Source organism: Halorubrum aidingense JCM 13560, assembly GCF_000336995.1.
Taxonomy (GTDB): domain Archaea; phylum Halobacteriota; class Halobacteria; order Halobacteriales; family Haloferacaceae; genus Halorubrum; species Halorubrum aidingense.
This window is the reverse complement of the sequence record NZ_AOJI01000017.1, coordinates 34640-58872: the sequence shown is the minus strand read 5'-3', so window position 1 is coordinate 58872 and position 24233 is coordinate 34640. Positions and strand designations below refer to the sequence as shown.

The 24233-nt window shown below is 69.5% G+C and carries 25 protein-coding genes; 17 read left to right on the top strand and 8 right to left on the bottom strand.

Features of this window, described 5'->3' with window-relative positions:
* Nucleotides 1-219 precede the first annotated feature (219 nt).
* Nucleotides 220-495, bottom strand: a complete 276-nt coding sequence (locus tag C461_RS03545) for a DUF7111 family protein (RefSeq protein WP_007998736.1) — start codon at nucleotides 493-495, stop codon at nucleotides 220-222.
* Nucleotides 496-632: 137 nt separating this feature from the next.
* Nucleotides 633-1175, bottom strand: coding sequence for a carboxymuconolactone decarboxylase family protein (locus C461_RS03540; RefSeq protein WP_007998734.1), 543 nt, complete (start codon nucleotides 1173-1175; stop codon nucleotides 633-635).
* Between the two features lie 149 nt (nucleotides 1176-1324).
* Between C461_RS03540 and C461_RS03535 the strand changes: the two genes are divergently transcribed.
* Together C461_RS03535 and C461_RS03530 are read left to right on the top strand one after the other, a co-directional pair.
* Complete coding sequence (locus C461_RS03535) at nucleotides 1325-2254, top strand: 1,4-dihydroxy-2-naphthoate polyprenyltransferase (protein WP_007998733.1); 930 nt, start codon at nucleotides 1325-1327, stop codon at nucleotides 2252-2254.
* A gap of 5 nt (nucleotides 2255-2259) precedes the next feature.
* Complete coding sequence (locus C461_RS03530) at nucleotides 2260-3390, top strand: mandelate racemase/muconate lactonizing enzyme family protein (RefSeq protein WP_007998731.1); 1131 nt, start codon at nucleotides 2260-2262, stop codon at nucleotides 3388-3390.
* 8 nt (nucleotides 3391-3398) lie between these two features.
* Here the strand turns inward: C461_RS03530 and C461_RS03525 are convergent, their stop codons facing one another.
* Nucleotides 3399-3803 carry a halocyanin domain-containing protein gene (locus C461_RS03525; protein WP_007998729.1) on the bottom strand — a complete coding sequence of 135 codons (405 nt, stop codon included), beginning with the start codon at nucleotides 3801-3803 and terminating at the stop codon, nucleotides 3399-3401.
* 90 nt (nucleotides 3804-3893) lie between these two features.
* On the opposite strand from C461_RS03525, the gene C461_RS03520 reads away from it, so the two are divergent.
* Nucleotides 3894-4361, top strand: coding sequence for a DUF5799 family protein (locus C461_RS03520; protein ID WP_007998726.1), 468 nt, complete (start codon nucleotides 3894-3896; stop codon nucleotides 4359-4361).
* 66 nt (nucleotides 4362-4427) lie between these two features.
* Here C461_RS03520 and C461_RS15775 read toward each other — a convergent pair whose 3' ends face one another.
* Both C461_RS15775 and C461_RS03515 read right to left on the bottom strand, forming a co-directional pair.
* Nucleotides 4428-4577 (bottom strand): DUF7557 family protein, encoded by a 150-nt coding sequence (locus C461_RS15775; protein WP_007998724.1) that lies wholly within the window; start codon nucleotides 4575-4577, stop codon nucleotides 4428-4430.
* Nucleotides 4578-4645: 68 nt separating this feature from the next.
* On the bottom strand, nucleotides 4646-6760 hold the full coding sequence (locus C461_RS03515) for a hypothetical protein (RefSeq protein WP_049906334.1): 2115 nt from the start codon (nucleotides 6758-6760) through the stop codon (nucleotides 4646-4648).
* Between the two features lie 167 nt (nucleotides 6761-6927).
* Here C461_RS03515 and C461_RS03510 point away from each other — a divergent pair, with 167 nt between their 5' ends.
* The gene (locus C461_RS03510) at nucleotides 6928-8013 is read left to right on the top strand and encodes a phosphotransferase family protein (protein WP_007998721.1); all 1086 of its coding nucleotides are present in this window, start codon (nucleotides 6928-6930) and stop codon (nucleotides 8011-8013) included.
* Nucleotides 8014-8062: 49 nt separating this feature from the next.
* Here C461_RS03510 and C461_RS03505 read toward each other — a convergent pair whose 3' ends face one another.
* A complete protein-coding gene (locus C461_RS03505; protein ID WP_007998719.1) occupies nucleotides 8063-8878 on the bottom strand; it encodes an aldo/keto reductase in 816 nt (271 codons plus the stop codon).
* A 187-nt stretch (nucleotides 8879-9065) separates the two neighbouring features.
* On the opposite strand from C461_RS03505, the gene C461_RS03500 reads away from it, so the two are divergent.
* The 11 genes from C461_RS03500 (at nucleotide 9066) to C461_RS03450 (ending at nucleotide 19465) form a co-directional block, all read left to right on the top strand.
* Nucleotides 9066-9869, top strand: a complete 804-nt coding sequence (locus C461_RS03500; RefSeq protein WP_007998717.1) for a helix-turn-helix domain-containing protein — start codon at nucleotides 9066-9068, stop codon at nucleotides 9867-9869.
* 90 nt (nucleotides 9870-9959) lie between these two features.
* Nucleotides 9960-10322 (top strand): BlaI/MecI/CopY family transcriptional regulator, encoded by a 363-nt coding sequence (locus C461_RS03495; protein ID WP_007998716.1) that lies wholly within the window; start codon nucleotides 9960-9962, stop codon nucleotides 10320-10322.
* A complete protein-coding gene (nosZ, locus tag C461_RS03490; RefSeq protein WP_007998714.1) occupies nucleotides 10319-12232 on the top strand; it encodes a TAT-dependent nitrous-oxide reductase in 1914 nt (637 codons plus the stop codon). Before C461_RS03495 ends, nosZ begins: the two co-directional genes overlap by 4 nt.
* Nucleotides 12233-12236: 4 nt before the next feature.
* Nucleotides 12237-13025 carry a hypothetical protein gene (locus tag C461_RS03485; protein ID WP_007998712.1) on the top strand — a complete coding sequence of 263 codons (789 nt, stop codon included), beginning with the start codon at nucleotides 12237-12239 and terminating at the stop codon, nucleotides 13023-13025.
* On the top strand, nucleotides 13015-14559 hold the full coding sequence (gene nosD, locus C461_RS03480) for a nitrous oxide reductase family maturation protein NosD (RefSeq protein ID WP_049906269.1): 1545 nt from the start codon (nucleotides 13015-13017) through the stop codon (nucleotides 14557-14559). The genes C461_RS03485 and nosD overlap by 11 nt, the downstream gene beginning before the upstream one ends.
* Nucleotides 14556-15374, top strand: a complete 819-nt coding sequence (locus C461_RS03475; protein ID WP_007998709.1) for an ABC transporter ATP-binding protein — start codon at nucleotides 14556-14558, stop codon at nucleotides 15372-15374. Before nosD ends, C461_RS03475 begins: the two co-directional genes overlap by 4 nt.
* Nucleotides 15371-16342: an ABC transporter permease gene (locus C461_RS03470; RefSeq protein ID WP_007998708.1), complete on the top strand. Its 972-nt coding sequence runs from the start codon at nucleotides 15371-15373 to the stop codon at nucleotides 16340-16342. Before C461_RS03475 ends, C461_RS03470 begins: the two co-directional genes overlap by 4 nt.
* 217 nt (nucleotides 16343-16559) lie before the next feature.
* Entirely contained in the window at nucleotides 16560-17093 is a 534-nt protein-coding gene (locus tag C461_RS03465; protein ID WP_007998707.1) for a halocyanin domain-containing protein, read from the top strand.
* Between the two features lie 106 nt (nucleotides 17094-17199).
* Nucleotides 17200-17949: a helix-turn-helix domain-containing protein gene (locus C461_RS03460; RefSeq protein WP_007998706.1), complete on the top strand. Its 750-nt coding sequence runs from the start codon at nucleotides 17200-17202 to the stop codon at nucleotides 17947-17949.
* 77 nt (nucleotides 17950-18026) lie between these two features.
* Entirely contained in the window at nucleotides 18027-18356 is a 330-nt protein-coding gene (locus C461_RS03455) for a CGCGG family putative rSAM-modified RiPP protein (protein WP_007998705.1), read from the top strand.
* A gap of 122 nt (nucleotides 18357-18478) precedes the next feature.
* Nucleotides 18479-19465, top strand: coding sequence for a transcriptional regulator TbsP domain-containing protein (locus C461_RS03450; RefSeq protein ID WP_049906267.1), 987 nt, complete (start codon nucleotides 18479-18481; stop codon nucleotides 19463-19465).
* Nucleotides 19466-19471: 6 nt separating this feature from the next.
* Here the strand turns inward: C461_RS03450 and C461_RS03445 are convergent, their stop codons facing one another.
* Nucleotides 19472-20992 (bottom strand): aldehyde dehydrogenase family protein, encoded by a 1521-nt coding sequence (locus C461_RS03445; RefSeq protein WP_007998703.1) that lies wholly within the window; start codon nucleotides 20990-20992, stop codon nucleotides 19472-19474.
* A gap of 89 nt (nucleotides 20993-21081) precedes the next feature.
* Between C461_RS03445 and C461_RS03440 the strand changes: the two genes are divergently transcribed.
* Nucleotides 21082-21819, top strand: a complete 738-nt coding sequence (locus C461_RS03440) for a helix-turn-helix domain-containing protein (RefSeq protein ID WP_007998701.1) — start codon at nucleotides 21082-21084, stop codon at nucleotides 21817-21819.
* Nucleotides 21820-21848: 29 nt separating this feature from the next.
* Here the strand turns inward: C461_RS03440 and C461_RS03435 are convergent, their stop codons facing one another.
* A complete protein-coding gene (locus tag C461_RS03435) occupies nucleotides 21849-22721 on the bottom strand; it encodes a proline dehydrogenase family protein (RefSeq protein WP_007998699.1) in 873 nt (290 codons plus the stop codon).
* Nucleotides 22722-22902: 181 nt separating this feature from the next.
* On the opposite strand from C461_RS03435, the gene C461_RS03430 reads away from it, so the two are divergent.
* Nucleotides 22903-24225 (top strand): ABC transporter substrate-binding protein, encoded by a 1323-nt coding sequence (locus C461_RS03430; protein ID WP_049906265.1) that lies wholly within the window; start codon nucleotides 22903-22905, stop codon nucleotides 24223-24225.
* The last annotated feature ends 8 nt before the right edge of the window (nucleotides 24226-24233 follow it).

Sequence of the window (24233 nt, the reverse complement as noted above, 5' to 3'; positions counted from 1 at the left end):
ACGATGCGACGCGAGTCGGGAAAACCGCATGACCGCAACGTGTGGGGTTGTGTTTATATTCCTTATATACACACCGGCGCACCACCGGTTATGTGGTTTCGGAACCCGATTAATAAGGGGGATCGACGTACGTTTTCTTTCTCGCGCGGCTCGCGCGCGCTCGGCGACCGGGGGAACGTCCCATGGCACGGCCGGGACGGTCGGCGGCCGCTGCCCCGCTCACATCCCCATGTCGGCGGCGGCGTCGGGCACGGGGAGGTCGCCGACGCCGACTCCGAGCAGCTCCGCGGCGTGATCGAGCGCCATGTCGAAGCCGTAGTACCGCTCGAGTTCGTCGCCCGACGGGCCGGTTCGCACCTTCAGCATGGCGTAGCCGTCGACGTTCTGTGCGACCGTCGCCTCGCGGCCCTCCATCGAGAACGTGAGCCGCCGCTCGCCGGCCGTCTCCTCGTAGCGCGCGGCGATTCCGTTCGCCTCCGCCGTCGTGTCGCCCATACCGATCGCACGGACCGGACCCTGTCGTATCTATCGGTTCTAGCGGTCGGGACCAGAGAGGCGGCGAGCCAGCGGGGCAGCGAGCCAGCGGGGCAGCGAGCCAGCGGGACAGCGGACCCACCATCCCCGACCCACCCTCACCGCGGGTCCCAGCCGTGGAACTCGGTCCCGGGCTCCAGTTCGAGGTCGAACGCCGCGATCAGCCCGCCGAGCGCGTCGTACCCCTGCGCGGCCGCGGCGATCCCGACGATCGCCTCGTCGTCGTATCTCGCGGCGATCTCGTCGTGGACGATCGCGTCGACCTCCCCGCGGACGACCGCGTGCGCGTACTCGATGAGGGCCGTCTCGTCGCCGTCGAGCGCCCCGATGTCGTCGGTTCCGATCGCGGCGATGACGTCGTCGCCGATCCCGACGCCGCGGGCGATGTTGACGTGCTGGTGCCACTCGTAGCGGTTCCCCGTTTCGCGAGCGATCGCGAGAATCACGAGTTCGCGCTCGCGGTCCGAGAGCCCGCTGTCGGTCCACAGCGATCCGAGGAACGAGCGAATCCCCGCGAGCACCGCGGGGTTGTTGCCGATGGACTGATAGACGTGCAGAGGCTTCCCCTGCAGCGACGACTCCAGCAGATCCTCGTACTCGTCCGGTACGTCCGACGCCTCGACGTAGGGTACGCGAGCCATGACGGGCGATCTCTCTCCGACCGGTTAGGTCTGTGTGCCTCGGTAGCGTTCACCGGGAGCGGCGCTCGCCGAGGAACCTCGCTCGCCCGGAGGCGTGCGCGACGATCCGGATGGTAAGGTTAAGGGACGGCACGGTCCTACCACGGATAATGAGTATCGAGGTGTCGCGGCGCCGGGCGTGGGTGATCGCCGCGCGACCCCAAACGCTGCCCGCGGCGGCCGCCCCAGTGATCGTCGGCGTCGGCCTCGCCGTCGAGGCCGGTGCGTTCGCCCCGCTACCCGCCCTCGCGGCGCTCGTGGGCGCGGCGCTGATCCAGATCGGGACGAACTTCGCGAACGACTACTACGACGCCATCCAGGGGGCCGACACCGACGACCGCGAGGGATTCACCCGCGTCGTCGCCAGCGGGCTCATCGAGCCCGCGGAGGTCAAACGGGCGATGTGGCTCACGTTCGCGACCGCGATCCTCGTCGGCACCTACCTCGTCGCCGTCGGCGGGGTGCCGATCCTCGTGATCGGGCTCGCGAGCGTCGCCGCGGGCATCGCCTACACCGGCGGCCCCTACCCGCTCGGCTACCACGGACTGGGCGACCTATTCGTGTTCATTTTCTTCGGCGTCATCGCCGTCACCGGCACGTACTACGTGCAGGCGGCCGCGCTCGTCGACGGCGTCTTCCCGCTCTGGCTCCCGCCCGGGACGGTCACCCCGGCGGCCGTCGTCGCCAGCCTCCCGATCGCCGCGCTCTCGACGAACATCCTCGTCGTCAACAACGTCCGAGACCTGAAGGAGGACGCTCAGACGGGCAAGCGCACCCTGGCGGTCCGATTCGGGTACCGGTTCTCGCGCGCGCAGTACCTCGGGCTGCTCGCGCTCGCGTACCTGACCCCGTTCTGGTTCGTCGCCCGCGGCTACGGGCTCGCCGCCCTCCTCCCGCTCGTCACGCTCCCGCTCGCGGCCGCGGTCGCCCGGACCGTCCTCACCGAGACGGCCGGTGACGCCCTCAACCCGGCGCTCGAATCGACCGGGAAGCTCCTCGCGGCGTACGCGGTCGCGTTCGCCGTCGGACTCGCGCTCTGATCCCGATGCGGGTCCGCCCGTTCGCGCTCGATCTGCGCGCTCCGCTCGGCACAGCCAACGGCGAGATCGATCGGCGAGAGGGGTTTGTCGTCGCCGTCGATCCGACAGCTGACGACGGTGACGGTGACGGCGTTCCCGCACCGGGCGTCGGCGAGGCGACGCCGCTTCCCGGCTGGACCGAGTCGCTGTCGGCCTGCGAATCGGCGCTGCAGACGGTTCGATCGAGGATCGACGAGGAGACCGGAGCGACAGGAGCGGCCGGAGCCACCGAAGCGACCGCTGCCCTCGACGCCCTCGGAACCCTCGATCCGACTGAGGTCCCCGCGGCGCGGCACGGCCTCGCGCTCGCGCTCGGGGACGCCGTGGCCCGCGACGCCGAGCGACCGCTCGCGACGTGGCTCGCCGCCGAGCACGACCTGCCCCCGCCTGCCGACTCCGTCCCGGTCAACGCGACTATCGGTGACAGCCCTCCGGCGGCGACCGCGAGTGAGGCGGAGCGAGCCGCCGCGGCGGGGTTCGACTGTGTAAAGGTGAAAGTCGGCGTCCGCGACCTCGACGAGGACGTCGACCGACTGCGCGCCGTTCGCCGAGCCGTCGGTCCGGCCGTCGCGATCCGGGCGGACGCGAACGGTGCGTGGGACCGCCGGACCGCCGAGAGCGCGGTCGATCGACTGGCGACGCTGGATCTCGCGTACCTCGAACAGCCGCTCCCCGCGGCGGATCTGGCCGGCGCCGCGGCGCTGCGAGAGCGCGCTGGCGACGAGGTTCCGATCGCGTTGGACGAGTCGCTCGGAGAGCACGGTCTCGAGTCGGTCCTCGCGGCCGACGCGGCCGACGCCGTGGTGTTGAAACCGATGGCGCTCGGCGGGCCCGACCGCGCGCTGGCGGCCGCGGTGCGAGCCCGAGAGGCCGGCGTCGACCCCGTCGTCACGACGACGATCGACGCGGTCGTCGCGCGGACCGCCGCGGTCCACGTCGCGGCCGCGATACCGGATATCGCGCCGTGTGGACTCGCGACCGGGTCGCTGCTCGCCGGGGACCTCGTCGCCGACCCCTGTCCGGTCGACGCGGGCTCGATAGCGGTCCCGACGGCCGACGGGCTCGCCGGCGAGGCGTTCGACTCGCTGCCGCGGTGACCGCTCCGCTACTCGACGACCTCGACGCTGCCGGCCATTCCCTGCGTCTGGTGCGGCGTGCAGACGTACTCGAAGGTGCCCGGCTCGTCGAACGTGTGCTCGAAGGTGAACCCCGCCTCGTCGGTGAGCTCGGACTCGAACCGCTCGTTGACTTCGTAGACGTTGTGGCCGCCGCCCTCGCCGGTCCACTCCCAGACGACGGTCGTTCCGACATCGACCGTGACGTGCGCGGGCTCGAACGCGAACCCGCCGTCGGCGCCGACGGCGACGTCAACGGTCTCTTCGTCGGTTCTATCGACGCGTTCCCCGTCGGAATCGCCGCCCGGCAGTCCGGCGCTTGCGCACCCGGCGAGCGCGACGGCGGTCGCGGCGCCGACGGACGCGAGTACGTCCCGGCGCGTTCGGTCGCTCATACCGGACGGAGGTGACGGGCGGTATAAATCCCCTCGCGAATCCCACGGCGGTGGGAACGGCTTTTATCAGTCACCGCCGAACGGACGCGTATGAGCGAGTGGACCGACGCGATCGTCGGCGAGCGGATGACCGTCGACAACCAGTTCAACGACCGCGTGGTGGCCTCCCGTTTCTCCAGTCAGGAGTGGGGGCTCATCATGACGGCGACCGAGTTCGAGATCGAGCACGCCGACGACCCGGACGACGCCCGGATCGTCGCCGACACGTCCAGCCTCCCGGCGATCATGCCGGAACTGGAGAACGTCCGATCGCAGGTCGCCGCGATGGGCGGCGCTCCGAGCCAGGGGAGCGCCGGCGGCGCGGGCGGCTCCGGCGGCATCCTCGGATCGATCAAGAGCGCGCTCGGCCTCGACGGCGGAAGCGGTGGCGGGGACGGCGTTGACCCCGAAGAACTGGAGGCCGCCGAACGGCTCGTGCAAGCGTATGCCGACGAACTCCAAGCACATCTGGAGGACGTCGGCAAGTGGGAGCAGGTCCGGATCGCGTACCAAGAGTGAGCGCTGGGCGAGGCGTCGCCGGCGCGTTGCCGGCGGCGTGGTGTCGGAGGCGATACCGGTCGCTCCTCACTCCATGTCGCTGCCGCGGAACAGCGTCAGCTCCTCGGCCTCGTAGATGCTGATCAGCTCGTTGACGATCTCGTCGTACTCTTCGTCGTCGATTCGGAGCGCGTCGAGCCGTTCGACCGTCTCCTCGTCGAGATGAATCTGGGGCATACGTGGCGGTTCGGCCGCAGGGCTATTAAAAATCCACGACGGGTCCACCGGCAAGCGGTCTCTGAGCCTTACCGGTCTCCGTGCGGCTGTTCCGGTTGAGTGTCCGACCGCGCATTTGCCGGGTCGTCCGTCTCGGCGTTCCGCGCGAGCGCTCGACGGGCGGATTCCTCCACCTGCGCTTCGGTGAGTCCGTCGTTTCTAAAGACGAACGAGCCGTTGAGCCGGAGAATCGAGTCACTCTGCTCCGACAACTCGACAACCTGTGCAGAGTTTAGCACGGAACCGTCTACCTGCGTCCGACCGATCAGTTCGCTGTGTCTGTTATCCCGCGGAAAGAGCAGCGTATACTCGTATCCCATGGGCACCGAGAGTGACAAAACGGATTCGTACTCGAATTGGTGCTCGTCGGGAGTTCTCGATCGGACCGTACCCACCGTTACCGCCATCCCGTTGTTCGACGCGAGCGTCGTGCCCGGGTCACCGACGAGACGCACCGCCGTTTGTTCGCTGTACTCCGAGAGCGAGAGGCTCGCCGCGACCGGCATCCCCGCCGCCAACAGCCCCACAAGCCCTCGGATCTGCACCGGAGGCTGTATCCCTCCGGCGACGGCTGCGGACAGTCCGCTGTTTGCGACCGCAGAGCGTGCGATCTCGATGTCGTCCGTTCCCGCGAAGACGACCATCTCCGGCGCGTTGTCGAGGCCGTCGATGGAGACGAAGCCGTCGGCGGCGACGACGCGCCCGCCGTCGATCGGAAGCTCGCAGTACGCGATGTCGACGTCCGGATCGGACAGCACGGATTCGACGGTCTCGCTGTCCGGACGTTCGAGGACGTCCCACGAGCCGACGCCTCCGGGGACGGCCGGCTGAGAGAGCGCGCGACGGAGGGCCGCGGCCCGCTCGGCGGCGTCGACTATGGCGACCACGCGCACCTCGCCGCGGGACGTGGTGGCGCGGCGGAGTCGGTTCTCGTAGGCCGTCGGCGTCAACACGGACGTGCCGGCCGGGAGCGGGTCGTCGTCGGGGTTCGGGACCCCGCGCTCCGGGGCGAACCGCGGAGATGTCGCCAGCGCGACCGGCGCGTCGACGGCCGGATCGGCGGACCCTCGGACGCGGACCGGCGCGAGCACGTGTGCGAGGTGAGGGAGCAGCTCCGCGGCCTCCGGAACCGGCCGCAAGACGGCTTTCGTCGGCCAGTCGGGCATGTACGGCGCGACGGTCTCGGGGTCCACTTCGAGGTACTCCATCAGCCGCTCGCTCATCGGCCGATCCGCGAGGTTGGGCGGGTAGAACGGGAGCTCCGGGCCGACCTGCTCGTACTCGTACCGGTCAGACGGGACGTACCCCTCGGTCCGGGCGAGTGTGTCGAGGAAGAACCACGTTCGCAACAGCGCCTCGGACCGCTCCTCCAAGGCGACGCCGTCGGTCGGGAGGGATTCGACGTAGCCGGTGTCGAGCCGGATCGCGGGCGCGTTACCGGTCACCATCCGTGCGCCGAGGTAGTACGCGAGCGTCGAGAGCCGGTACACGTCGGCGTACGTGGGTCTGACGACGACCTCGACGCCGGTGTCGGGCTCGACGAGGGGGCTCGGAATATCGAGCGCGGAGCCGCGTTCGATCCGGGGCGGGTACCCACGGAGCGTCGGCCACGAGCGCTCCGGGGAGAACTCCTTGATCGACGAGCCGAGCACCGAGACGGCCGAAGCCAGCGCGGTGGGGTCGTCTGGGACGGTGATCGTCGCTTCAGGGCGACTGTGTAGGGACCGGGCGCCGACCGTCACCGTCCGCGGCCGATCGAACCGCAGCTCGACGGGGCCGGACCCGGCCGCCCCCGTCGTCTCCATTTCCACGTCGGTGACCCGGATAAGCACCTTCGTCACCCCGTTGACGTCGACGCAGTACGACCCGCGCGGAAGCTCCATGGGGTCGTCGAGCTGCGCGACGAACTCCCCGCCCACCTCGCGCACGGACACCGAGGCGTAGGCGGGGATCGACAGCGACTCGGCGTCGAAGCTGACGGCCCGGTCCACGGGGAACGGGAACAGCTCCGGGAGCGCCGGTCGGGGGTCGGGCTCGCGATCGGCATACAGCAGGAGCTCCTCGCCCTCTAAGGCGTCGCGGACGCGGAGCGTCGTCCCGTCCACCGCGAATCCGATCCGGCCGCCGAGTGAGTCGTCTTGCAACGTGAACTGATACATCTACTACAGGTATGAGCGTGTCGGTGTTTTCCGACGGTAGACCGCTCTCAGCCGTGCTAACTAGATATTATGGCTGTAGGAGCGAGATATTATCTCCGCGAGTTAACAGCAATGACAACAGTCTTAACATCCCACGGATGAGGAGTGTGGACATGGATGACGCGCTGGCGACGGCTCTCAGTGACGCGTTCTCCGGCCGGCCGGTCGAGCGGGTAACCGGCGTCGGACCGTCCTGGAACGGCGCCAACGAGACGGTCGGCGTCGTCTTTTCCGACGGCGCGCGCGTGTTCTGTAAGGTCGCTATCGACGGCGACGGGAGACGGATCGCCCGCGAGCGAGCGGTACTGCGGTACGTGACCGACGAGCGGCCGCTCGCCGCTCCCGAGGTCCTCGCCGCCGACCCGGACGCGGCGGTGCCGTACCTGATCACGGCGCCGGCACCGGGGCGAGAGCTCTCGGACCTCTGGGAGGCGGTCGGCGACGAATCGCTCGGCGGCGAGCCGGTGAGCGACAGCATCGCCGGCGAGGTGACCGGAGACGGGCCTAGAGACGCGATCCGAACGGCGCTTCTTCGCCGGGTGGGGGCGACGCTCGCGACGCTCCACACCGAGCGTTTCGAGACCGCCGGGGAGACCGTCGGGCTCGACGCGACGGCGGACGGTGGAACCGCGCTCGCGATCGAGGCGGCCCCGTGGCCGGACGTGCTCCTCGCGACGATCGAACGCACCCGCGAGATCGGTACCAGCGATCGGCTCGCGTCCCACTACGACGCCGTGATCGACTGCGTCGAATCGAATCGCGACCGCCTCCGCGACGCCCCGGCCGCGCTGCTCCACGGCGACGTCGCCATGCCGAACCTGTTCGTCACCGAAGAGAGCGCGGATGGCCCGGAGGGAGACGCGGGTCCCGACGGCGTCGTCCCGATCGACTGGGAGCTAGCCCACGTCGGCGATCCCGCTCGCGACCTCGTTCGGGCGGAAGACCAACTCCTCAACGGGTTCGACACCGTCGGCCCCGAGCGGTTCGCCGAGGCGCTGTACGCGGGGTACCGCGAGCGCGCCGGGGGGCTCCCGCCGGGATTCGACGACCGCCGCTCGATCTACCGGGTGGTGCGGATGCTCGGTCGGTCGGGATTCGTCGATCAGTGGTCGACGTACCTCGACGAGCCGACCGCGTCGCTCGTCGAGCGGGCCGACGCGGAGCTTGAAGCGCGGCTCGACGCGGTGTGGCGCGAGTAGTGTGCACGCGGTTGTGGGCGGGACGACGAACGCGACGGTGCCGCGCGCCTTACCGGTTCCACGCGGCGTCGTCGGGGTCGATCTGCCGCTCACCGGGATCGAGCGCGTCGATCCGATCGAGGTCCGACGCGGGCAGGTCCAAGTCGAGCGCGTTGAGGTTCTCCGTCACGTGATCGCCGGTTGCCTTCGGGATGGGGACCACGTCGCGGGCGAGCGCCCACGCGAGCGCGACGACGGCCGGGGTGGTGTCGTTGCGCTCCGCAACGTCGACGAGCGCGGGGTCGTCGAGGAGCGTCCCGCGACCCAGCGGCGAGTAGCCGACGAGGTGATGGTCGAAGTCGGCCGCGAGCGCGCGCAACTCGGGCTGTCGGAACCGGGGATGGCACTCGACCTGATGGGCGGCGATCGGCGCGTCGAGCGTCTCGCGGGCCTCGCGGAGCAGCTCCGGGGTGAAGTTCGAGACGCCGACGTGGTCGGTGAGCCCCGCGTCGCGGAGTTCGTCGAAGACCGGGAGGGTCTCGGCGGCGTCGTACGTCCGGATCGGCCAGTGGACGTACAGCAGGTCGACGCGGTCGAGCCCCAGCCGATCGAGGCTCTCGCGGGCCGTCTCGCGGACGTCGTCGGGCGCGAGGTTGTCCGGATGGACCTTGGTGGCGACGACCACGTCCTCGCGAGCGACGTCGAGAGCCGCGTCCGAGAGGACCCGATCGAGCCCCTCGCCGACGGCGGACTCGTTGTCGTACATCTGGGCGGTGTCGACGTGGCGGTAGCCCGCCTTCAGCGCGGCGGCGACGGTGTCGGCGCACGTCGCGTGATCGTCGAGGCCGGACGTGCCGAGGCCGAGCGAGAGGTGTAACGGTGGCATACCGGTCGATTTCGGGCGCGAGGTGAAAACCCCCCGCGAGCCGGAAGGAATCGAGGGAAACGCGAAGTCGAGGGACACGCGAAACCGAGAGAAACGAGCGCAACTCGGGACCGAACCGCCGTCGCCGTTTTCAAGAACGGGGAATCCCCGTGACGGTATTTGAACCAGGTGGCGCGTACGGACACCCATGAGCAACGGTATTCACGTGGAACTGACCGTGTCGGCCTGCGACGGCTGTCCCGTGGCCGCGCTCTCGTCGAGCACCCCGGTCGAGGAGCTCCGGGTCGACTCGGACGACGACCGCGTCGAGTTCGTCGCCGCCGACCCGCCGTCCGACCCGCCCGACGGGTTGGACCTCGTCGAGTTCGCAGGCCGGGCGCACGGACGCTACGACGTCGCCTGCGAGCGGCCCGCGACCGACGGCGGGCTGGCCGTGAACCCGTCGGCAGGCCCGGTGTCGGACGGGGCCGACGCCGCAGCGCCGGGGACCGTTGAGGCCGGGGCTGGGACCGCCGGCGCCGGCGCGTCGACGGCGGACGACGCGCGGGGCGTCTGTCGGGGCTGCTCGTGCGGCGGGCTCCCGGCGGCGTTCGCGAACTTCCCGGTCTCGCCGCGCCGGACCGAGATGGAGGACGGCGAGATCCGCGTCTCGTTCGTGCTGACGGGCCACGAGGAGCTCTCGGCGATCGTCGACGAGTGCGAGGCGGCCGGACTCGACGTCGGGCTCCGCCGCCTCTGCGTGGACCGGGGCGACGAGAGCGACGACGACCGCCGTCCGGACGTCGTTCCGGTCGATCTGTCGGGCGTGACCGACCGGCAGGCGGAGGTCGCGGCGGTCGCCGCACAGAAGGGGTACTTCAACGCGGACGGCGCTTCCGCCGCGGAGATCGCCGCGGAGCTCGATCTCGCGAAGTCCACGGTCTCGGAGCACCTCCGGATCGTGACCGACACGCTCTTTTCTCAGCTGTTCGGCGACGGGGACCGTATTTAAACTCCCGAACTGTTCGCCGGAAAGTACCCGCGCGGTTCGACCGTAGTGATCACCAGCGGGGTCGAACCGATCCGTTCGGCTCCGACGACTATGACCCAGTGGACACAGCTCGGACCGCGGGAACGAGACGTCCTCGCCGTCCTGCGGCGCGCGGACGGCTCGCTCGCGACCCGCGACGTGCTCGATGCGATCCGCGACCGCGGCGACGACGTCACCTACCCGACGGTCAAACGGACCGCCGACCGACTCGTTCGGAAGGGACTCGTCGAGCGGGAATGCGAACCCCATCGCGGCGCGACGCGTCACCGCTACCGGTTCGACGTCGAGGCCGCCAGACGGCGACTGATCCCGGAGTTCGTCGCCGAACTCCGGGCGGTTCTCGGCGATCAGGCGGTCGAGCGGCTCGCGGTCCGAACAGCGCGTGACAACGACGAACTCGGCGAACGCCAATGACACAACACACACAGCGGCCGACGAGCGACGAGGAACCAGACGAACAGCAGAGCGGAGCGGCGGACGGCTTCGATTCGCTGCTTCCCGGACTTCGTCGACGGGACTTCATGAAGGCCGGAGCCGCAGTCGGCGGGCTCAGCGGGCTCGCCGGCTGTACCAGTCTGTTGAGCGAGGAGGAGGAGGGAACCGTCTCGGCCGCCCCCGACCACTCGATCCCCCCGGGCGAGATGGACGAGTACTACGCGTTCCTCGGCGGCGGTCAGTCTGGGGACATCCGCGTCGTCGGGCTCCCGTCCATGCGCGAGCTCATTCGTATTCCGGTGTTCCAGCGGGACAGCGGGCGCGGATACGGTCACGACGACGAGAGCCGCGAGATGCTGGAGGAGGCCGGCGGCTACACGTGGGGCGACACGCACCACCCGCGGATCAGCCAGACCGACGGCGACTACGACGGCCGGTTCGCGTACGTCAACGACAAGGCGAACGGCCGGATGGCCCGGATCGACCTGACGTACTTCGAGACCGACGCGATCGTCGACATCCCGAACCAGCAGGGGACGCACGGGTCCTGTGCGCAGCTGCCCGACACCGACCTCATCTTCGGCGTCGGCGAGTTCCGCGCGCCGATCCCCAACGACGGGACGGGCGACTTACACGACCCCGACGAGTACGGCGCCGTCCTCGCCGCGATCGACCCCGAGTCGATGAACGTCGAGTGGGAGGTCCTCGTCGACGGGAACATGGACAACGGGGACGGGAGCAAGGAGGGACGGTACTTCTTCACCACCGGCTACAACAGCGAGGGCGCCGTCACCGAAAAGGGGATGACCCGGTCGGACCGCGACGACGTCAAAGCGTTCGACATCCCGCGGATCGAGGCGGCCGTCGAGGCGGGCGACTACGAGACGATCAACGAGGTGCCGGTCGTTGACGGCCGGAAGGACAGTTCGCTCAATCAGGGCGACGACCCGGTCGTCCACTACATTCCGACGCCGAAGAGCCCGCACGGGATCAGCGTCACGCCTGACAACAAGTACGCGATCGCGAGCGGGAAGCTCGACCCGACCGCGTCGGTCATTCAGATCGATAAGATCGACGAGGTCGACGACCCGACCGACGCCATCGTGGGCCAGCCGAAGCTCGGGCTCGGCCCGCTTCACACCGCCTACGACGGCCGCGGACACGCGTACACGTCGCTGTTCATCGACTCGCAGGTCGTCAAGTGGGACATCGAGGAGGCGGTCGAGGCCGACGCGGGGTCCGAGAGCCCCGTCATCGAGAAGATCGACGTCCACTACAACCCCGGTCACCTGATCGCCTCGGAGTCGTACACGGAGGACCCGGCCGGCGACTGGCTCATCTCGCTCAACAAGCTGTCGAAAGACCGGTTCCTGCCGGTCGGCCCGCAGCACCCGGAGAACGACCAGCTGATCTACATCGGCGACGACGAGGCCGGCATGGAACACGTGAAGGACTCGCCCGCACACGCGGAGCCGCACGACGCGTCGATCTGCCATCGCTCGAAACTCGATCCCGCGAAGACGTACGACCCCGACGACCTCGACCTCGAGTACACCGACGAGGGCGAGGAGACGATGGAACGGGTCGGCGACGACCGCGTCGAGATCGAGATGTACTCGACGCGGAACAAGTACGGATTCCAGGAGATGACCGTCACAGAAGGCGACACGATCGAGATGCAGGTGACGAACATCGAGACCACGAGCGACATGCTCCACTCGGTGGCGATCCCCGAACACGACGTCCACATGCGCGTCGCCCCGCAGGAGACGCGGAAGGTGACGTTCACCGCCGACGATCCGGGCGTCTACTGGATCTACTGCGCGCACTTCTGTAGCGCGCTGCACTTGGAGATGCGCTCGCGGCTCATCGTCGAGCCGGAGGAATAAGCCCATGCCATCGTCGCTCGCGCGGTTGACCGAGATCCGACGCGCGCTCCCGCTGGCGGCCGCGGTGCTGCTCGTCGGCGCGCTGCTGGTCCCGATGTGGCGGATCACGCTCACGGCGCCGCAGTACCCCGGTCAGGAGCTGCTCATCGAGCTGTACGCGTACCCGCGCCTGGGCGGCGACTTCGCCGAGGTACAGGGGCTCAACAAGTACGCCGGGTTCTACTACCCCGACCCGGTGTACGTCGACCCGAACTACGAGGTCAGCGAGGCGGCGATAGACGTCCCCGAGTGGCTGCTCGGCCCGGTGGTGTTCGCGGGACTCGCGCTCACCGGCGCCTTCGTCGCGTTCGCGCCGACGGTCCGCAAGCTCAAAGCCGGGCTCACCGCGCAGTTCGTCGGAACGATCGCCGTCTTCGTCGGCATGTTCGCGGTCATCCAGTACCGGCTCCACCAGGCCGGCCACTCGCTGGACCCGGACGCGCCGCTCCGCGGCATCGACTCGTTCACGCCGCCGCTCTTGGGCCCCTACGAGGTGGCCAACATCAGCGGCTTCGCGTGGTTCGGGCCGGGCGGCTACATGACCGTTCTCGCGGTCGCGCTGCTCGCCGTCGCGTACCTCGCGCGGGACATCGACGCGACCGTAGACGAGCTCCCCGACTTGGCCCGCGCGCTCCCCGGAGCGATCCGCGAGCGCATCTCGAACCGCGACGGCGAGGGGCAAAGCGGCGAGTCCGAGCGAGACAGAGACGCCGACCGAACCCCCGAGATAGACGGTGGCGACCATGTCGGGTGACCGGATCGGCCCGTCGGGCGGCCCGGCGGTCGGCCGCCTCGAAGCCGGCTTCCTCGCGGCCGCCTGCGTCGTCGCCGTGGTCGCGCTCGCGCTCCCGCTCGCCGCCGGTGCGGGCGGCGGTGCAGTCGGGCCGGGAGGCGGCGCGGCGACCGCCGCCGACGGCTCCGCGAACGGGAGCGGTGCCGGAATCCCAGTGAACGATTCCGGCGCCCCCGGCCTCGACGTCGAGACCGACGTCGCGGCGACCGGGGTGACCGCGCCCGAGCGCGAGGGAACCGCCACCGTCGACGGCGAGTCGTTCGCGTCGGCGCAGGCGGCGGTCGACGCCGCCGACCCCGGTGACACGGTCGTCCTCGACGGCCGGTTCGAGGAGCGGGTGAACGCGAGCGTCGACGGCCTCACGCTCCTCGCGAGCGACGACGGCGCCGTGCTCGACGGTGGCGGCGAGGGGCACGTGCTCACGGTGAGCGGCGAGAACGTCACCGTCTCCGGCGTCTGGATCCGCGGCTCGGGCAGCGACCTCGACACCGAGGACGCCGGGGTGTTCGTCGCCGGCGCGGACGCCCGGATCGAGACGGTCCGGATCACCGATACGGCCTACGGGATCTGGATCGACGGCGTCGACGACGCGGTGATCGAGGACGTGCGCGTCGACGGCCGCGAGGACGTGTACCCGGTGACCGATCGCGGGAACGGGATCCACCTGTTCGAGACGAGCGGGACCGTCGTCCGAGACAGCGAGATCACGAATACCCGAGACGGGATCTACTTCTCGTGGGCGACGGACGTCCTCGCCGAGAACAACACGATCCGACACACCCGGTACGGCGTCCACTACATGTACTCGGACGACAACCGGCTCGTCGACAACGTGGCCGCCGACAACGGCGTCGGCTACGCCCTCATGGTGAGCGAGGGACTGACGGTCCGGAACAACACCGCCCTACGGAACGACGACACTAGCGGTCACGGTATCCTCGCGAAAGACATCGAGGAGTCGACGATCGCCGGGAATCACCTCGTCGCGAACCGCGACGGGCTGTACATCTACAACGCGCAGGACAACCGGGTCCTCGACAACCTGTTGTACCGGAACGCGGTCGGGATCCATAGCGCCGCCGACAGCGAGAGCGAGGTCGTCGCGGGCAACAGCTTCGTCCGCAACGGCCGTGCGGTCCAGACGCCGCGGAACACGCTCATCGAGTGGAACGACACCGACCGCGGCAACTACTGGTCCGGCGCCCGGGTCGCCGACCGCGACGGCGACGGGGTGAGCGAGATCCGACACCGCCCCGTCGGCCTCGTCGAGAACGTCGTCGCCGAGCGGCCGCAGGCGGCGGTGTTCGCGAACAGCCCGGCGTTCGAGGCGGTCCGACTCGCCGAGAGCTCGTTCCCCGTCATCGAGGCGCCCGGCGTCGTCGACCGCCGCCCCCTCACCGAGCCGAACCACGACTGGCGCGCCTACGAGCCGGACGAGACGACAGAGACGGAGACTGACCGAAACCGCGCAACCGACACCGAGGCCTCATCATGAGAATAGACGCGAGCGACGTTCGGAAGACGTACGGAGACGTGACCGCCCTCGACGGACTCTCGCTCTCGGTCCCGAGCGGGTCGACGTTCGGGATCCTGGGCACGAACGGGGCCGGGAAATCGACCCTGTTCCGGCTGCTCGTCGGTCACGACCGCCCGGACGCGGGGACGGTCGCCGTCGGCGGCTCCGACGTGACCGAGGACGGGCGGCGGATCCGCGAACGGGTCGGCTACCTCCCCGAACACGTCGGGTTCCCCGACGGGCTCACCGGCCGAGAGGTGCTCGCCGTCCACTCGGCGATCCGCGGGCTCCCGAGAGACGGACGGATCGCTCGCGCCGTCGAGCGGGTCGGACTGACACCGGACGAGGCCGACCGGCGCGTCTCGGGGTACTCGAACGGGATGCAGCGACGGCTCGGTCTGGCGACGGTGCTTCTTCCGGACCCCGCCGTCCTGATTCTGGACGAGCCGACCGCGGGGCTCGATCCCCGCGGCGTCGACGAGTTCCACGCCATCGTCGAGGAGATCGCCACCGAGACGGACGCGACGGTGGTGTTTTGCTCGCACGTTCTCCCCGAGGTCGAGCGGCTCTGTGACCACGCGGCCGTGCTCCACGAGGGTCGGGTACGCGCGTCAGGCACCGTCGAGGAGCTCGCGGCCGGCGTCGGGAGCCCGGGCGACGAGGCGGAGCGTGACATCGGGGACCGGATCGAGGGGGACCGCGGTCACGGCGGCCTCCGAGCGGTGTTCCGAGAGGCGGTCGCCGACGACCCGGCGAGGGACTCGCGCGTCGACCGCGGGGAGGTGACCGCATGAACGAGACGGAGCCGAGCGAGACGCGATCGGACGGAGGCCATCCGAACGCGGTGGGGTTCGATGCCGGAGACCCGGACCCGAACCCGGACGGCGACGGCGAAACCCCGGACTCGACGGCGGTCTCCGGGGCGACCGAGACCGTGACCGCCGAGGGCGCTCGGGGGGCGCTCCGTCACGTCCTCGTCGTCGCGGCGACCGAATACCGGCTCGCGGTCCGGAGCCGCTGGGCGCTCGCGCTGACCGGCCTGTTCGTCGTCTTCGGCGCGGTGATGATGACGTTCAGCGGGTCCGCGGTCGGGCCGGAAGGCGCCGAACGCGTCGTGGCGTCGCTGACGAGCCTCGCTGCCTACCTCGTCCCGCTGGCGGCGCTCGCGCTCGGGTACGACGCGGTCGTCGGCCGCGAGGACGAGGGCTGGCTCGCGGTCGTGTTCTCGCTGCCCGTCCGCCGTAGCGAGGTCGTCGCCGGGACGTACCTCGGTCGGTTGGCGGTGCTCGCGGGGGCGACGGTGCTCGGATTCGGATTCAGCGGCGCGCTGCTCGTCCGCGAGTTCGGGATCGGCGCGTGGACGTCGTTCCTCGGGTTCCTCGTCGGCGCCGTCGCCGCCGGGGCGGCGTTCCTCTCGATCGCGGTGCTGTTGTCGACCGTCGCTCGCGAGAAGACACACGCGCTCGGCGCGGCCCTGCTCGTGTGGGTCTGGTTCGTCCTGATCCACGACCTGCTCGCGCTCGGTGTCATCGCCGCGTTCGAGCTCCCCGACGTCGTCCTTTCGGCACTCGTGCTTTCGAATCCGGTGGGCGCGTTCCGGGTGCTCGTGTTGAGCGGGCTCGGAACCACCGCCGGCGGTGGCTTCACCGCCGTGCTCGCCGGCAGCACCCTCTCGACGGCGTCCCTCGCGGCCGCGCTGGCCGCGTGGTGTCTCGTCCCGGTCGCCGTCGCGGCGCGACTCGTCCGCCGCCGTCGGCTCTGACCGGGGGCGCGATTCGACCGGTCGGTCGGCGCTCACCGCTCTTCCGGGTCCAGCGCTTTGGAGACGACGCTCGCCCCGAGCGACGCGACGGCGGGATTCCGAACGCGGCTGACCCGTCCACTATTTATATACTCCGACCCGAACAGTTCGGTTCACCGCCCCGCAGTCCGGGAATTCTCGCCGAAGGTATTCCTTCCACGCACCTACGTCGAACCGTATGACACGACGCACTCTCGACCGACGAACGTTCGTCCGAACGACCGCGGCGCTCGGCGTGACCACTGCGCTCGCCGGCTGTGGAGGAAGCGGCGGCGAGACCGGCGACGGGGGCTCCGGCGGAGACGACGGATCGGACGGCGGCGACGACGGGTCGGCCGGTTCCGACGGCGGCGACCAGGAGTTCCTCTCGGAGGAGCCCGAGTACGACGGCTGGTTCGACGACGTCGGCAACTACGAGGGGACGGTCGACCGGACCGGCGCCGACGAGGTGACCGTCGCCGTCGGCGCGGCCGACGGCCTCTCGTTCGGACCGGCGGCGGTGGCCGTCTCCCCCGGGACGACGGTCGTCTGGGAGTGGACCGGCGAAGGCGGGGATCACAACGTCTCTTCGACGGCGGGCGACTTCGAGAGCGAGACGGTCGGCGAGGAGGGCCACACCTTCGAGCACACCGTCGAGGAGTCCGGCGTCCACACCTACGTGTGCACTCCCCACGAGGCGGTCGGGATGAAAGGCGCCGTCTACGTGGAGTGATCTCGATGCCGTCGACCGTCGCACCGTCAGCGCGCGTGACCCACCCCCGCTCGACCACCGGGCAGACCTGCTCGGTGACCGAGCGGATCCACCCCGACTGAGACCCATGCCACAGGCACGCCTCCTCGTCGACTTGCCGGAGGGACCGTGGATAGCCGACGTCTCGCGAGCGTTCCCCGATGCCGGGTTCCGGATTCTCACGGCCGTTCCCGGCGAGGGAGCCGGATTCGCGCTCGTGCAGATCACCGCCCGCGACACCGACGCCGTCCTCACCGCGATGGACGAGCACGACGCGCTCGCGTCTGTGTCGGTGATGGCGCGCGGGGCCGGCGTCGCGACCGTTCGCATCGAGACCGACGCGCCGCTGCTGCTGCTCGCCGCGAAGCGCTCGGGGCTCCCCATCGAGATGCCGCTCGACGTCGGAAACGGCGTGGCGCGCGTCGAGGTCACCGGTGAGCACGAGCGCGTCGCGGCCCTCGGCCGGCACCTCGGCGACCTCGGTCTGGAGTTCGACGTCGAGTGCGTCCGCCAGCGCGTCGATCCCGAGCGCCTGTTGACGGACCGCCAGCGAGAGATCCTGCTCGCCGCGGTCGAACTCGGCTACTACGACGTGCCGCGCCGCGCCACGCTGACGGCCGTCGCCGACCACGTCGGGATCGCGAAATCGACGTGCAGCGAGCTGCTCCAGCGCGTCGAGCGCGCGGTCGTGGGCGAGTTCGTCGAACGGCTCCCGCGGCCACTCGACGCGGACCCGGCGGGCGGGGACGGGCCCGTGGCGGCGTCCGACGGTTCGTCCGGGCGCCGCGAGCGCGTGACCGCGACCACCGACGGAGGCGCGGTGCCGGACGATCTGTAGGCGCTCGACGTCGGCCGTCCATCCAGCAGCCATCTAACAGCCAGCCGTCCACTGACCCACCTCTCACCCAACTCACCATGCACACGACCGACGATCGCGGCCACGACCGCGACCACGACCCCGACGAACCCACCGCACCGATCACCGACGAGGTCCACGACACCTCCTGGTCGGCGAACCTCGAAACGCCCCGGCACGCCGACGACCGCGCGCTCACGGTCCGTGACGCGCTCGCGGCTATCGATCACACGACGCCCGGCAACCACGTCAACCTCGTCACGCACGGGAGCCTCGGCCACCCCGAGACGTTCCTGTACGAGGCGATCGAGGCGGCGGACGACGGGCTCGACCCCGAGTACGTCGAGCAGTGCGGCTGCGGCGGTCACGTGACACGCGTGCAGGTCTGAGCCCGGCGACCGGCCGTCGTGAGCACCCGCACGTGGACCGCGCGGCCGACCCGTGCCCGAACCCGGTCCGCGACCGATCTACGCCCGTCACGCTTACGTTCTCCGCGTCGCAGGATCCGAGCATGTCGACCGATCCGGCGCTGCCGCTCGCGGGCGGGGCGGCGTCGATCCGCGAGTTCGACGACCCCCTGCTCGTCGATCCGACCCCCGCGCTGTTGACGGCCGTCGTCGAGGCGTACCGGGCGACGGCGCCGAGCCTCGTCGACCCCGACCTCGCCGCGCTGCGAGCCGCGGCCGACGGGGGTGCAGACGGCGGCGCCGATACTGCCGACGGCGACGGAACCGCCGACCGCACCGTCGGCCCCGACTCGCTCGCGTCGCCGTCCGATCTGCCGACGCTCACGGTCCTCGCGAACGATGACGCCGTCGACGCGGTCACCGCGCGGTTCCACTCGGCGAGCCGGCTGGCGGCGCTCGTCGAGGCGGGCGTCTGTCGGCTCCTGACCGGCGTCGAGCCGCAACCGAACGCCGTTCTCGCCGGGCGATCGACGGGATGCGTGCTCGTCGAGCGCGAGGAATGCGTCCCCGCCGAACGCGACGGTGACGAGCACGAGCGTCCGTCCCGCGAGGGAGACGGCCGGGGGTGGGTCCGTCTCGGCGCCGAGCCGTCGCTCCGCGAGCGGTACGCTCGGAGCGTCGCCGAGGCCGACGAGCGCCGGCTGCGAACGCCGAGTCGCAGTCGGGTGTACGGCGCGTTCCGAGAGCGGTGCGACGAGGCCGTCGCCGCGGACGTTATCCGGACGCTCGATGTCGATCCCGAACCGTCCGAGGGCGAGGCCGTCGGCCCACGAGTTCGGGCGTACGCCGTCGGCGTCCGCCGCGGGGCGCTCGATCACGCGCTGCGGCGCGCCTGCGAGGACGCGGGACTGGGGAGCCGAGCGACGTTCACGCGGATAAAAAAGGACCTCCGAGACCGCGGCCTGCTCGCGACCGAATCGGTGCCGCAGCCGGTGGGGCGCCCCCGGGAGCGGCTCGTCGCCCGCGGCGCGCTCGCCGACGCAGAGGGAGCGGACGCGGTCGTCGCCGCGGTTCGAGACGGTCGCGAGTGAGCGCTGCTACTCGTCGGTCGTCTTGATGTCGGCCGAGAGCCCCTGTGCCATCTCGATCTCCTTGGAGTTGTTCAGGGTCCACGCGGTGCGGTCGGTGACGGCCTCGATGGCCTCCCGCGCGGAGGGGTAGCCGTTGCCGGACTTCTTCACGCCGCCGAACGGAAGCTGGACCTCGGCACCGATACAGGGGAGGTTGCCGTACGCCAGCCCGACCTCCGCGCGGTCGCGGTAGTAGTTGATCTGCCGGTAGTTCTCCGAGATGACGGCCCCGGCGAGTCCGTAGGCCGTGTCGTTTTGGATCTCGACCGCGCGCTCGATGTCGCCGTCGTACTCTAAGAGCGCGACGTGCGGGCCGAACACCTCTTCGTGGGTACACCGGAGGTCGGCGTCGGGGTCGGCCTCGTAGACGAACGGGCCGATCCAGTTGCCGTCCTCGTGGCCGTCCGGGATCTCCTCGTCGTCGAGTTCGGTCCGGTCGACGAGCACGTTCACGCCCTCGTCGCGGGCGAGCTGGTTGTACTTCGAGACCTTCTCGAAGTGCTCCGGCTCGATGAGCGGCCCCATGAACGTGTCCTCGTCGAGGGGGTCGCCGACGGCGACGTCCTCGGCGATGTCGACGAACCGTTGTTTAAATTCGTCGTACACGTCGGTGTGGACGATGATGCGCTCGGAGGAGACGCAGCGCTGGCCGGTCGTCTTAAACGAGGACATCACGGCCGAGTGGACCGCGACGTCGAGGTCAGCGTGCTCGGTCACGACGATGGCGTTTTTCCCGCCCATCTCGCAGGCGACGCGCTTGCCGGCGACGCCGCCGAGTTTGTCCTGGATCAGGTGGCCGACCTCGGCGGAGCCGGTGAACAGGATGGTTCCGACGTCGTCGTTCTCGACGATCGCGTTGCCCGCGTCGCCGAAGCCCTGGACCATGTTGAAGACGCCGTCGGGGATCCCGGCGTCGTCGAACATCTCCGCGACGATCTGCGCGCACCACGGCGTCTGTTCTGCGGGCTTGAACACGACGGTGTTGCCCTCGACCAGCGCGATGGCCATGTGCCAGTAGGGGATGGCGACCGGGAAGTTCCACGGGGTGATACACCCGATGACGCCGCGCGGGTTCCGCCGCATGTACGCGTCCTTCGCCGGGATCTCGGAGGGGACGATGTCGCCTTTCGGGTGGCGGGCGTCGCCGGCGGCCCACTCGACCATGTGGGCGGCCTCGACCACGTCCGCTTTCCCTTCGCTTATCTCCTTGCCGCACTCCTCGGAGACGATCGCTCCGAGCTCGTCGGTGCGCTCGCGCAGTTCGTGGTACACGTCCCAGAGGTACTCGGCGCGCTGGATGCGAGAGAGCTCTCGCCACTCCTCGAACGCCTCGTCCGCGGCGGCGACCGCGCGGTCGACGTCGGACGGCGTCCCCTGTTCGAACTCGCCGAGCGTCTCGCCCGTCGCGGGGCTCACGCTCTCGAAGGTGTCCTCGCCGTCGCCGGAGACCCACTCGCCGTCGATGTAATGTTTGTAGGCGTCTGCCATAGATCCGTGTTTTCACCCCCGCGGCCAAATATCCCACCCGACCATGGTCGGCAGAGTCTTTGTGATGCGGTGCCACAGACGAAGACGTAATGGCAACGTCCGACGCGAGTGGGGGGGAACGTTGGTCCGGTACTCGACTGACGCTGGATCTGTGGCACCCGGACTGCTGGGCGATCGAAGCGACCAACCGAACCGACGGCGGCGTGCTCGCGCACGCCATCTACAACACACCGAAGACGGAGGGGAGCGCGCCGAACTCGGTGAACGGCCTCTTCACCGCGTTCGCGGACACGAACGAGGAGGTCGAGGCGCTGCTGGACGCGATCCGGGAGTCCGACCGCGCGGGAGACCTTCTCGAACTGCAAGAGCGGTTCGGCCGCGCCCGCGACGCCCCCGGCAACGTCGTCCGCGAGTTCTTCTTGGAGTACGACCCCGGGGACATGGTGTGTCCGACGCTGTTGGAATACGGGTTCGTTCACAGCGCGCCCGTCCGGATCGAAGACGGTCGCGAGGAGTGGCAGGTGTGTTTCGTCGGCGAGCGCACGGATATCCGCGACTCGCTCGATGCGGTGCAGGCGACCGCCGGCGCCGAGGTGAGCATCGAATCGATGTCCGCGACCGGCTACGCGGGACAGACCGCCCGCGAGCAGCGCCTCGACACGCTCACCACGACCCAGCGGGAGGTGTACGAGCACGCCCGCGAGGCGGGCTACTACGAGTGGCCCCGCGAGACGTCGACCCGCGAACTCGCCGCCGATCTGGACGTCTCGAAGACGACGCTGCTCGAACACCTCCGGAAGGCGGAGTCGAAGCTGTTGGACCCGTAGACTGCGGTTCAGGAACCGTAGACCGCGGTTCAGCGACCGACGACCGCCCGCAGCGCGAACAGCGCGTTCGACTTCCGCTCGCGGATCCGCCGGTAGAAGTACGAGAACCACTTGGAGCCGTACGGGATGTACTGGTACACCTCGGCGTCGACGGTCGGGTCGCTCGCGAGGTCGAACTGCGCCGACTCCCGGACGCCGGTCAGCATCTGGACCTCGTAGGGGGTCCCGTGCTCGGCGTGCAGCTCCGCCGCGTACTCGATCATGGCGGGGTCGTGGCTGCCGACGGCGATCCCGTCGTCGAACGCCTCGAACATGTACGCGAGACAGTCGCGGTACGACTCGTCGACGCGAGCCTTTTCGGTGTACGCGATCGACGCCGGCTCGTCGTAGGCGCCTTTCACCAGCCGAACCTTCCCCGGCAGCGCCGCGAGCCGTTCGAGGTCGTCGCGCGTGCGCTTGAGGTTCGCCTGCACGCAGACGCCGACGTTGCCGTCGGTCGCGACGGCGTGTCGCTCGAATGCGTCGAGCGTCACGTCGGTGGTCTCGTGGTCCTCCATGTCGATCCAGACGAAGGTTCCCGTCCCGTCTGGGCCAGTCGCCGCGGGCCCGTTCGCTGCCTCGACGATCCGCGCGAGGTTCTCCTCGAAGACGTCGTCGCCGACGTCGAGGCCTATCTGGCTCGACTTCACCGAGACGCAGGCGTCGACGCCGCGAGCGGCGACGGCCTCGACGAGGTCGACGTACGCGTCCGCGTCCGCGTCGGCCGGCGGGCGCTCCGCGTAGTGCTCGCCGAGGAGATTCAGGATGCCGGCGACGCCGCGGTCGTTCAGGGCCTCGACGTGCGCGAGGGCGGCCTCCGGCGTCTCACCGGCGACGAAATTGCTCGCGATAGGCGGTAGCATACGAACACCGCAGATCCGGACCGCCATATAAGGGCACCCGACCATATGTTTTGATCCAGAGAATATGGAATAAAGCCTAATTCGCAAATATTGCGACAGCTGTGGGGGATATACGCCCGAACCGACCATGGACGGGCAGGGTTTGAGATACTCATACACCCATTGCGACTACAGGTCACACATGTCACGAAATACCATGGATATGGCGGACCGGCGAACGTTGCTCAAACTAACGGGCGGTGCGGGGGTCCTCGCGCTGTCGGGCTGTCTCAGCACGACCGACGACGGAAACGAAAGCGGAGACGACGGCAGTGGAGACGACGGCAGCGGAGACGACGGTAGCGGGGACGGATCGAGCGGCGACGACGACAGCGGCGACGACTCCACCGACGCCTACGAGATCGGCATGGTCGATTCGCTGACCGGGTCGCTGTCGGCGTTCGGCGAGCGGAACCAGCGCGGCGTCGAACTCGCCTTACAGCGCGTCAACGAGGTGGGGATCAACGACCGCGACCTCGAACTGATCGTCGAAGACTCCGAGAGCGAAAACCAGGGCGGGATCGCCGCCGCCCAGAAGCTCGTCAACCAAGACGGGGTCCCGTTCCTCATCGGCGCGGTGGGCTCCGGCGTCTCGCTCGCGATCTACGAGAGCGTGGTGCAGGACACCGACGTGGTCCAGCTGAGTCAGAACTCCACGGGGCTGAACCTCACGAACTTCCCGGGGCTGCTCCGAATGTCGCCGTCCGGTCGGACCCAGTCACTCGCGCTCGCCAACCTCATCGACGACGACGGCTACGACGAGGTCGCGATCACGTACGTCAACAACGACTACGGTCAGAGCCTCACCGACGCGTTCGTCGAGGCGTGGGACGGCGACATCGCGTACAACAACCCGCACGACCAGGAGCAGCAGTCGTACTCGGGAGTCATCTCCGAGATGAACGAGTCCGGGGCGGACGCGTGGCTGTTCGTCACCTATCAGGCGGAGTTCGCGACGATGGTCAACGAGGCCTTCTCGGCGGGGTACGAAGCGCAGTTCTACGGCGCCGACTCCGTCTCCGGCGACAACGTGTTGGAGAACACCCCCGAGGGGAGCATGGACGGAATGAAGATCGTCGTCCCCTCGGCGCCGGTCGAAGAGGAGAACTACCAGACGTTCGCCTCGGATTTCGAGGCCGAGTACGGCCAACAGCCGACGTCGTGGTCGGCGTACGCGTACGACTGCGTCATGAACGCCGCGCTCGCGATCCAGGCGGCCGACGAGTTCACCGGAGCGGCGCTCCAAGAGACCGTCCGACGGGTCTCCGGTCCCGAAGGCGAGGAGGCGACCACGTTCGAGGCCGCCAGTCAGATCCTCGCCGACGGCGGCGGTCCCGACGACGTCGACTATCAGGGAGTCAGCGGTCCCATCGACTTCAACGAGGACGGCGATCCGGTCGGATTCCTGCAGATCCTCGAGGTACAGGACCACGACTACGAGGGCGTCGGCTTCATCGAAGGCTAACCTCGATC

What these genes read in the sequence shown, in the direction of transcription:
- C461_RS03545 (WP_007998736.1), bottom strand. Translation starts at nt 495, where the DNA reads ATGGGCGACACGACGGCGGAGGCGAACGGAATCGCCGCGCGCTACGAG.
- C461_RS03540 (WP_007998734.1), bottom strand. Translation starts at nt 1,175, where the DNA reads ATGGCTCGCGTACCCTACGTCGAGGCGTCGGACGTACCGGACGAGTAC.
- C461_RS03535 (WP_007998733.1), top strand. Translation starts at nt 1,325, where the DNA reads ATGAGTATCGAGGTGTCGCGGCGCCGGGCGTGGGTGATCGCCGCGCGA.
- C461_RS03530 (WP_007998731.1), top strand. Translation starts at nt 2,260, where the DNA reads ATGCGGGTCCGCCCGTTCGCGCTCGATCTGCGCGCTCCGCTCGGCACA.
- C461_RS03525 (WP_007998729.1), bottom strand. Translation starts at nt 3,803, where the DNA reads ATGAGCGACCGAACGCGCCGGGACGTACTCGCGTCCGTCGGCGCCGCG.
- C461_RS03520 (WP_007998726.1), top strand. Translation starts at nt 3,894, where the DNA reads ATGAGCGAGTGGACCGACGCGATCGTCGGCGAGCGGATGACCGTCGAC.
- C461_RS15775 (WP_007998724.1), bottom strand. Translation starts at nt 4,577, where the DNA reads ATGCCCCAGATTCATCTCGACGAGGAGACGGTCGAACGGCTCGACGCG.
- C461_RS03510 (WP_007998721.1), top strand. Translation starts at nt 6,928, where the DNA reads ATGGATGACGCGCTGGCGACGGCTCTCAGTGACGCGTTCTCCGGCCGG.
- C461_RS03505 (WP_007998719.1), bottom strand. Translation starts at nt 8,878, where the DNA reads ATGCCACCGTTACACCTCTCGCTCGGCCTCGGCACGTCCGGCCTCGAC.
- C461_RS03500 (WP_007998717.1), top strand. Translation starts at nt 9,066, where the DNA reads ATGAGCAACGGTATTCACGTGGAACTGACCGTGTCGGCCTGCGACGGC.
- C461_RS03495 (WP_007998716.1), top strand. Translation starts at nt 9,960, where the DNA reads ATGACCCAGTGGACACAGCTCGGACCGCGGGAACGAGACGTCCTCGCC.
- nosZ (WP_007998714.1), top strand. Translation starts at nt 10,319, where the DNA reads ATGACACAACACACACAGCGGCCGACGAGCGACGAGGAACCAGACGAA.
- C461_RS03485 (WP_007998712.1), top strand. Translation starts at nt 12,237, where the DNA reads ATGCCATCGTCGCTCGCGCGGTTGACCGAGATCCGACGCGCGCTCCCG.
- nosD (WP_049906269.1), top strand. Translation starts at nt 13,015, where the DNA reads ATGTCGGGTGACCGGATCGGCCCGTCGGGCGGCCCGGCGGTCGGCCGC.
- C461_RS03475 (WP_007998709.1), top strand. Translation starts at nt 14,556, where the DNA reads ATGAGAATAGACGCGAGCGACGTTCGGAAGACGTACGGAGACGTGACC.
- C461_RS03470 (WP_007998708.1), top strand. Translation starts at nt 15,371, where the DNA reads ATGAACGAGACGGAGCCGAGCGAGACGCGATCGGACGGAGGCCATCCG.
- C461_RS03465 (WP_007998707.1), top strand. Translation starts at nt 16,560, where the DNA reads ATGACACGACGCACTCTCGACCGACGAACGTTCGTCCGAACGACCGCG.
- C461_RS03460 (WP_007998706.1), top strand. Translation starts at nt 17,200, where the DNA reads ATGCCACAGGCACGCCTCCTCGTCGACTTGCCGGAGGGACCGTGGATA.
- C461_RS03455 (WP_007998705.1), top strand. Translation starts at nt 18,027, where the DNA reads ATGCACACGACCGACGATCGCGGCCACGACCGCGACCACGACCCCGAC.
- C461_RS03450 (WP_049906267.1), top strand. Translation starts at nt 18,479, where the DNA reads ATGTCGACCGATCCGGCGCTGCCGCTCGCGGGCGGGGCGGCGTCGATC.
- C461_RS03445 (WP_007998703.1), bottom strand. Translation starts at nt 20,992, where the DNA reads ATGGCAGACGCCTACAAACATTACATCGACGGCGAGTGGGTCTCCGGC.
- C461_RS03440 (WP_007998701.1), top strand. Translation starts at nt 21,082, where the DNA reads ATGGCAACGTCCGACGCGAGTGGGGGGGAACGTTGGTCCGGTACTCGA.
- C461_RS03435 (WP_007998699.1), bottom strand. Translation starts at nt 22,721, where the DNA reads ATGCTACCGCCTATCGCGAGCAATTTCGTCGCCGGTGAGACGCCGGAG.
- C461_RS03430 (WP_049906265.1), top strand. Translation starts at nt 22,903, where the DNA reads ATGTCACGAAATACCATGGATATGGCGGACCGGCGAACGTTGCTCAAA.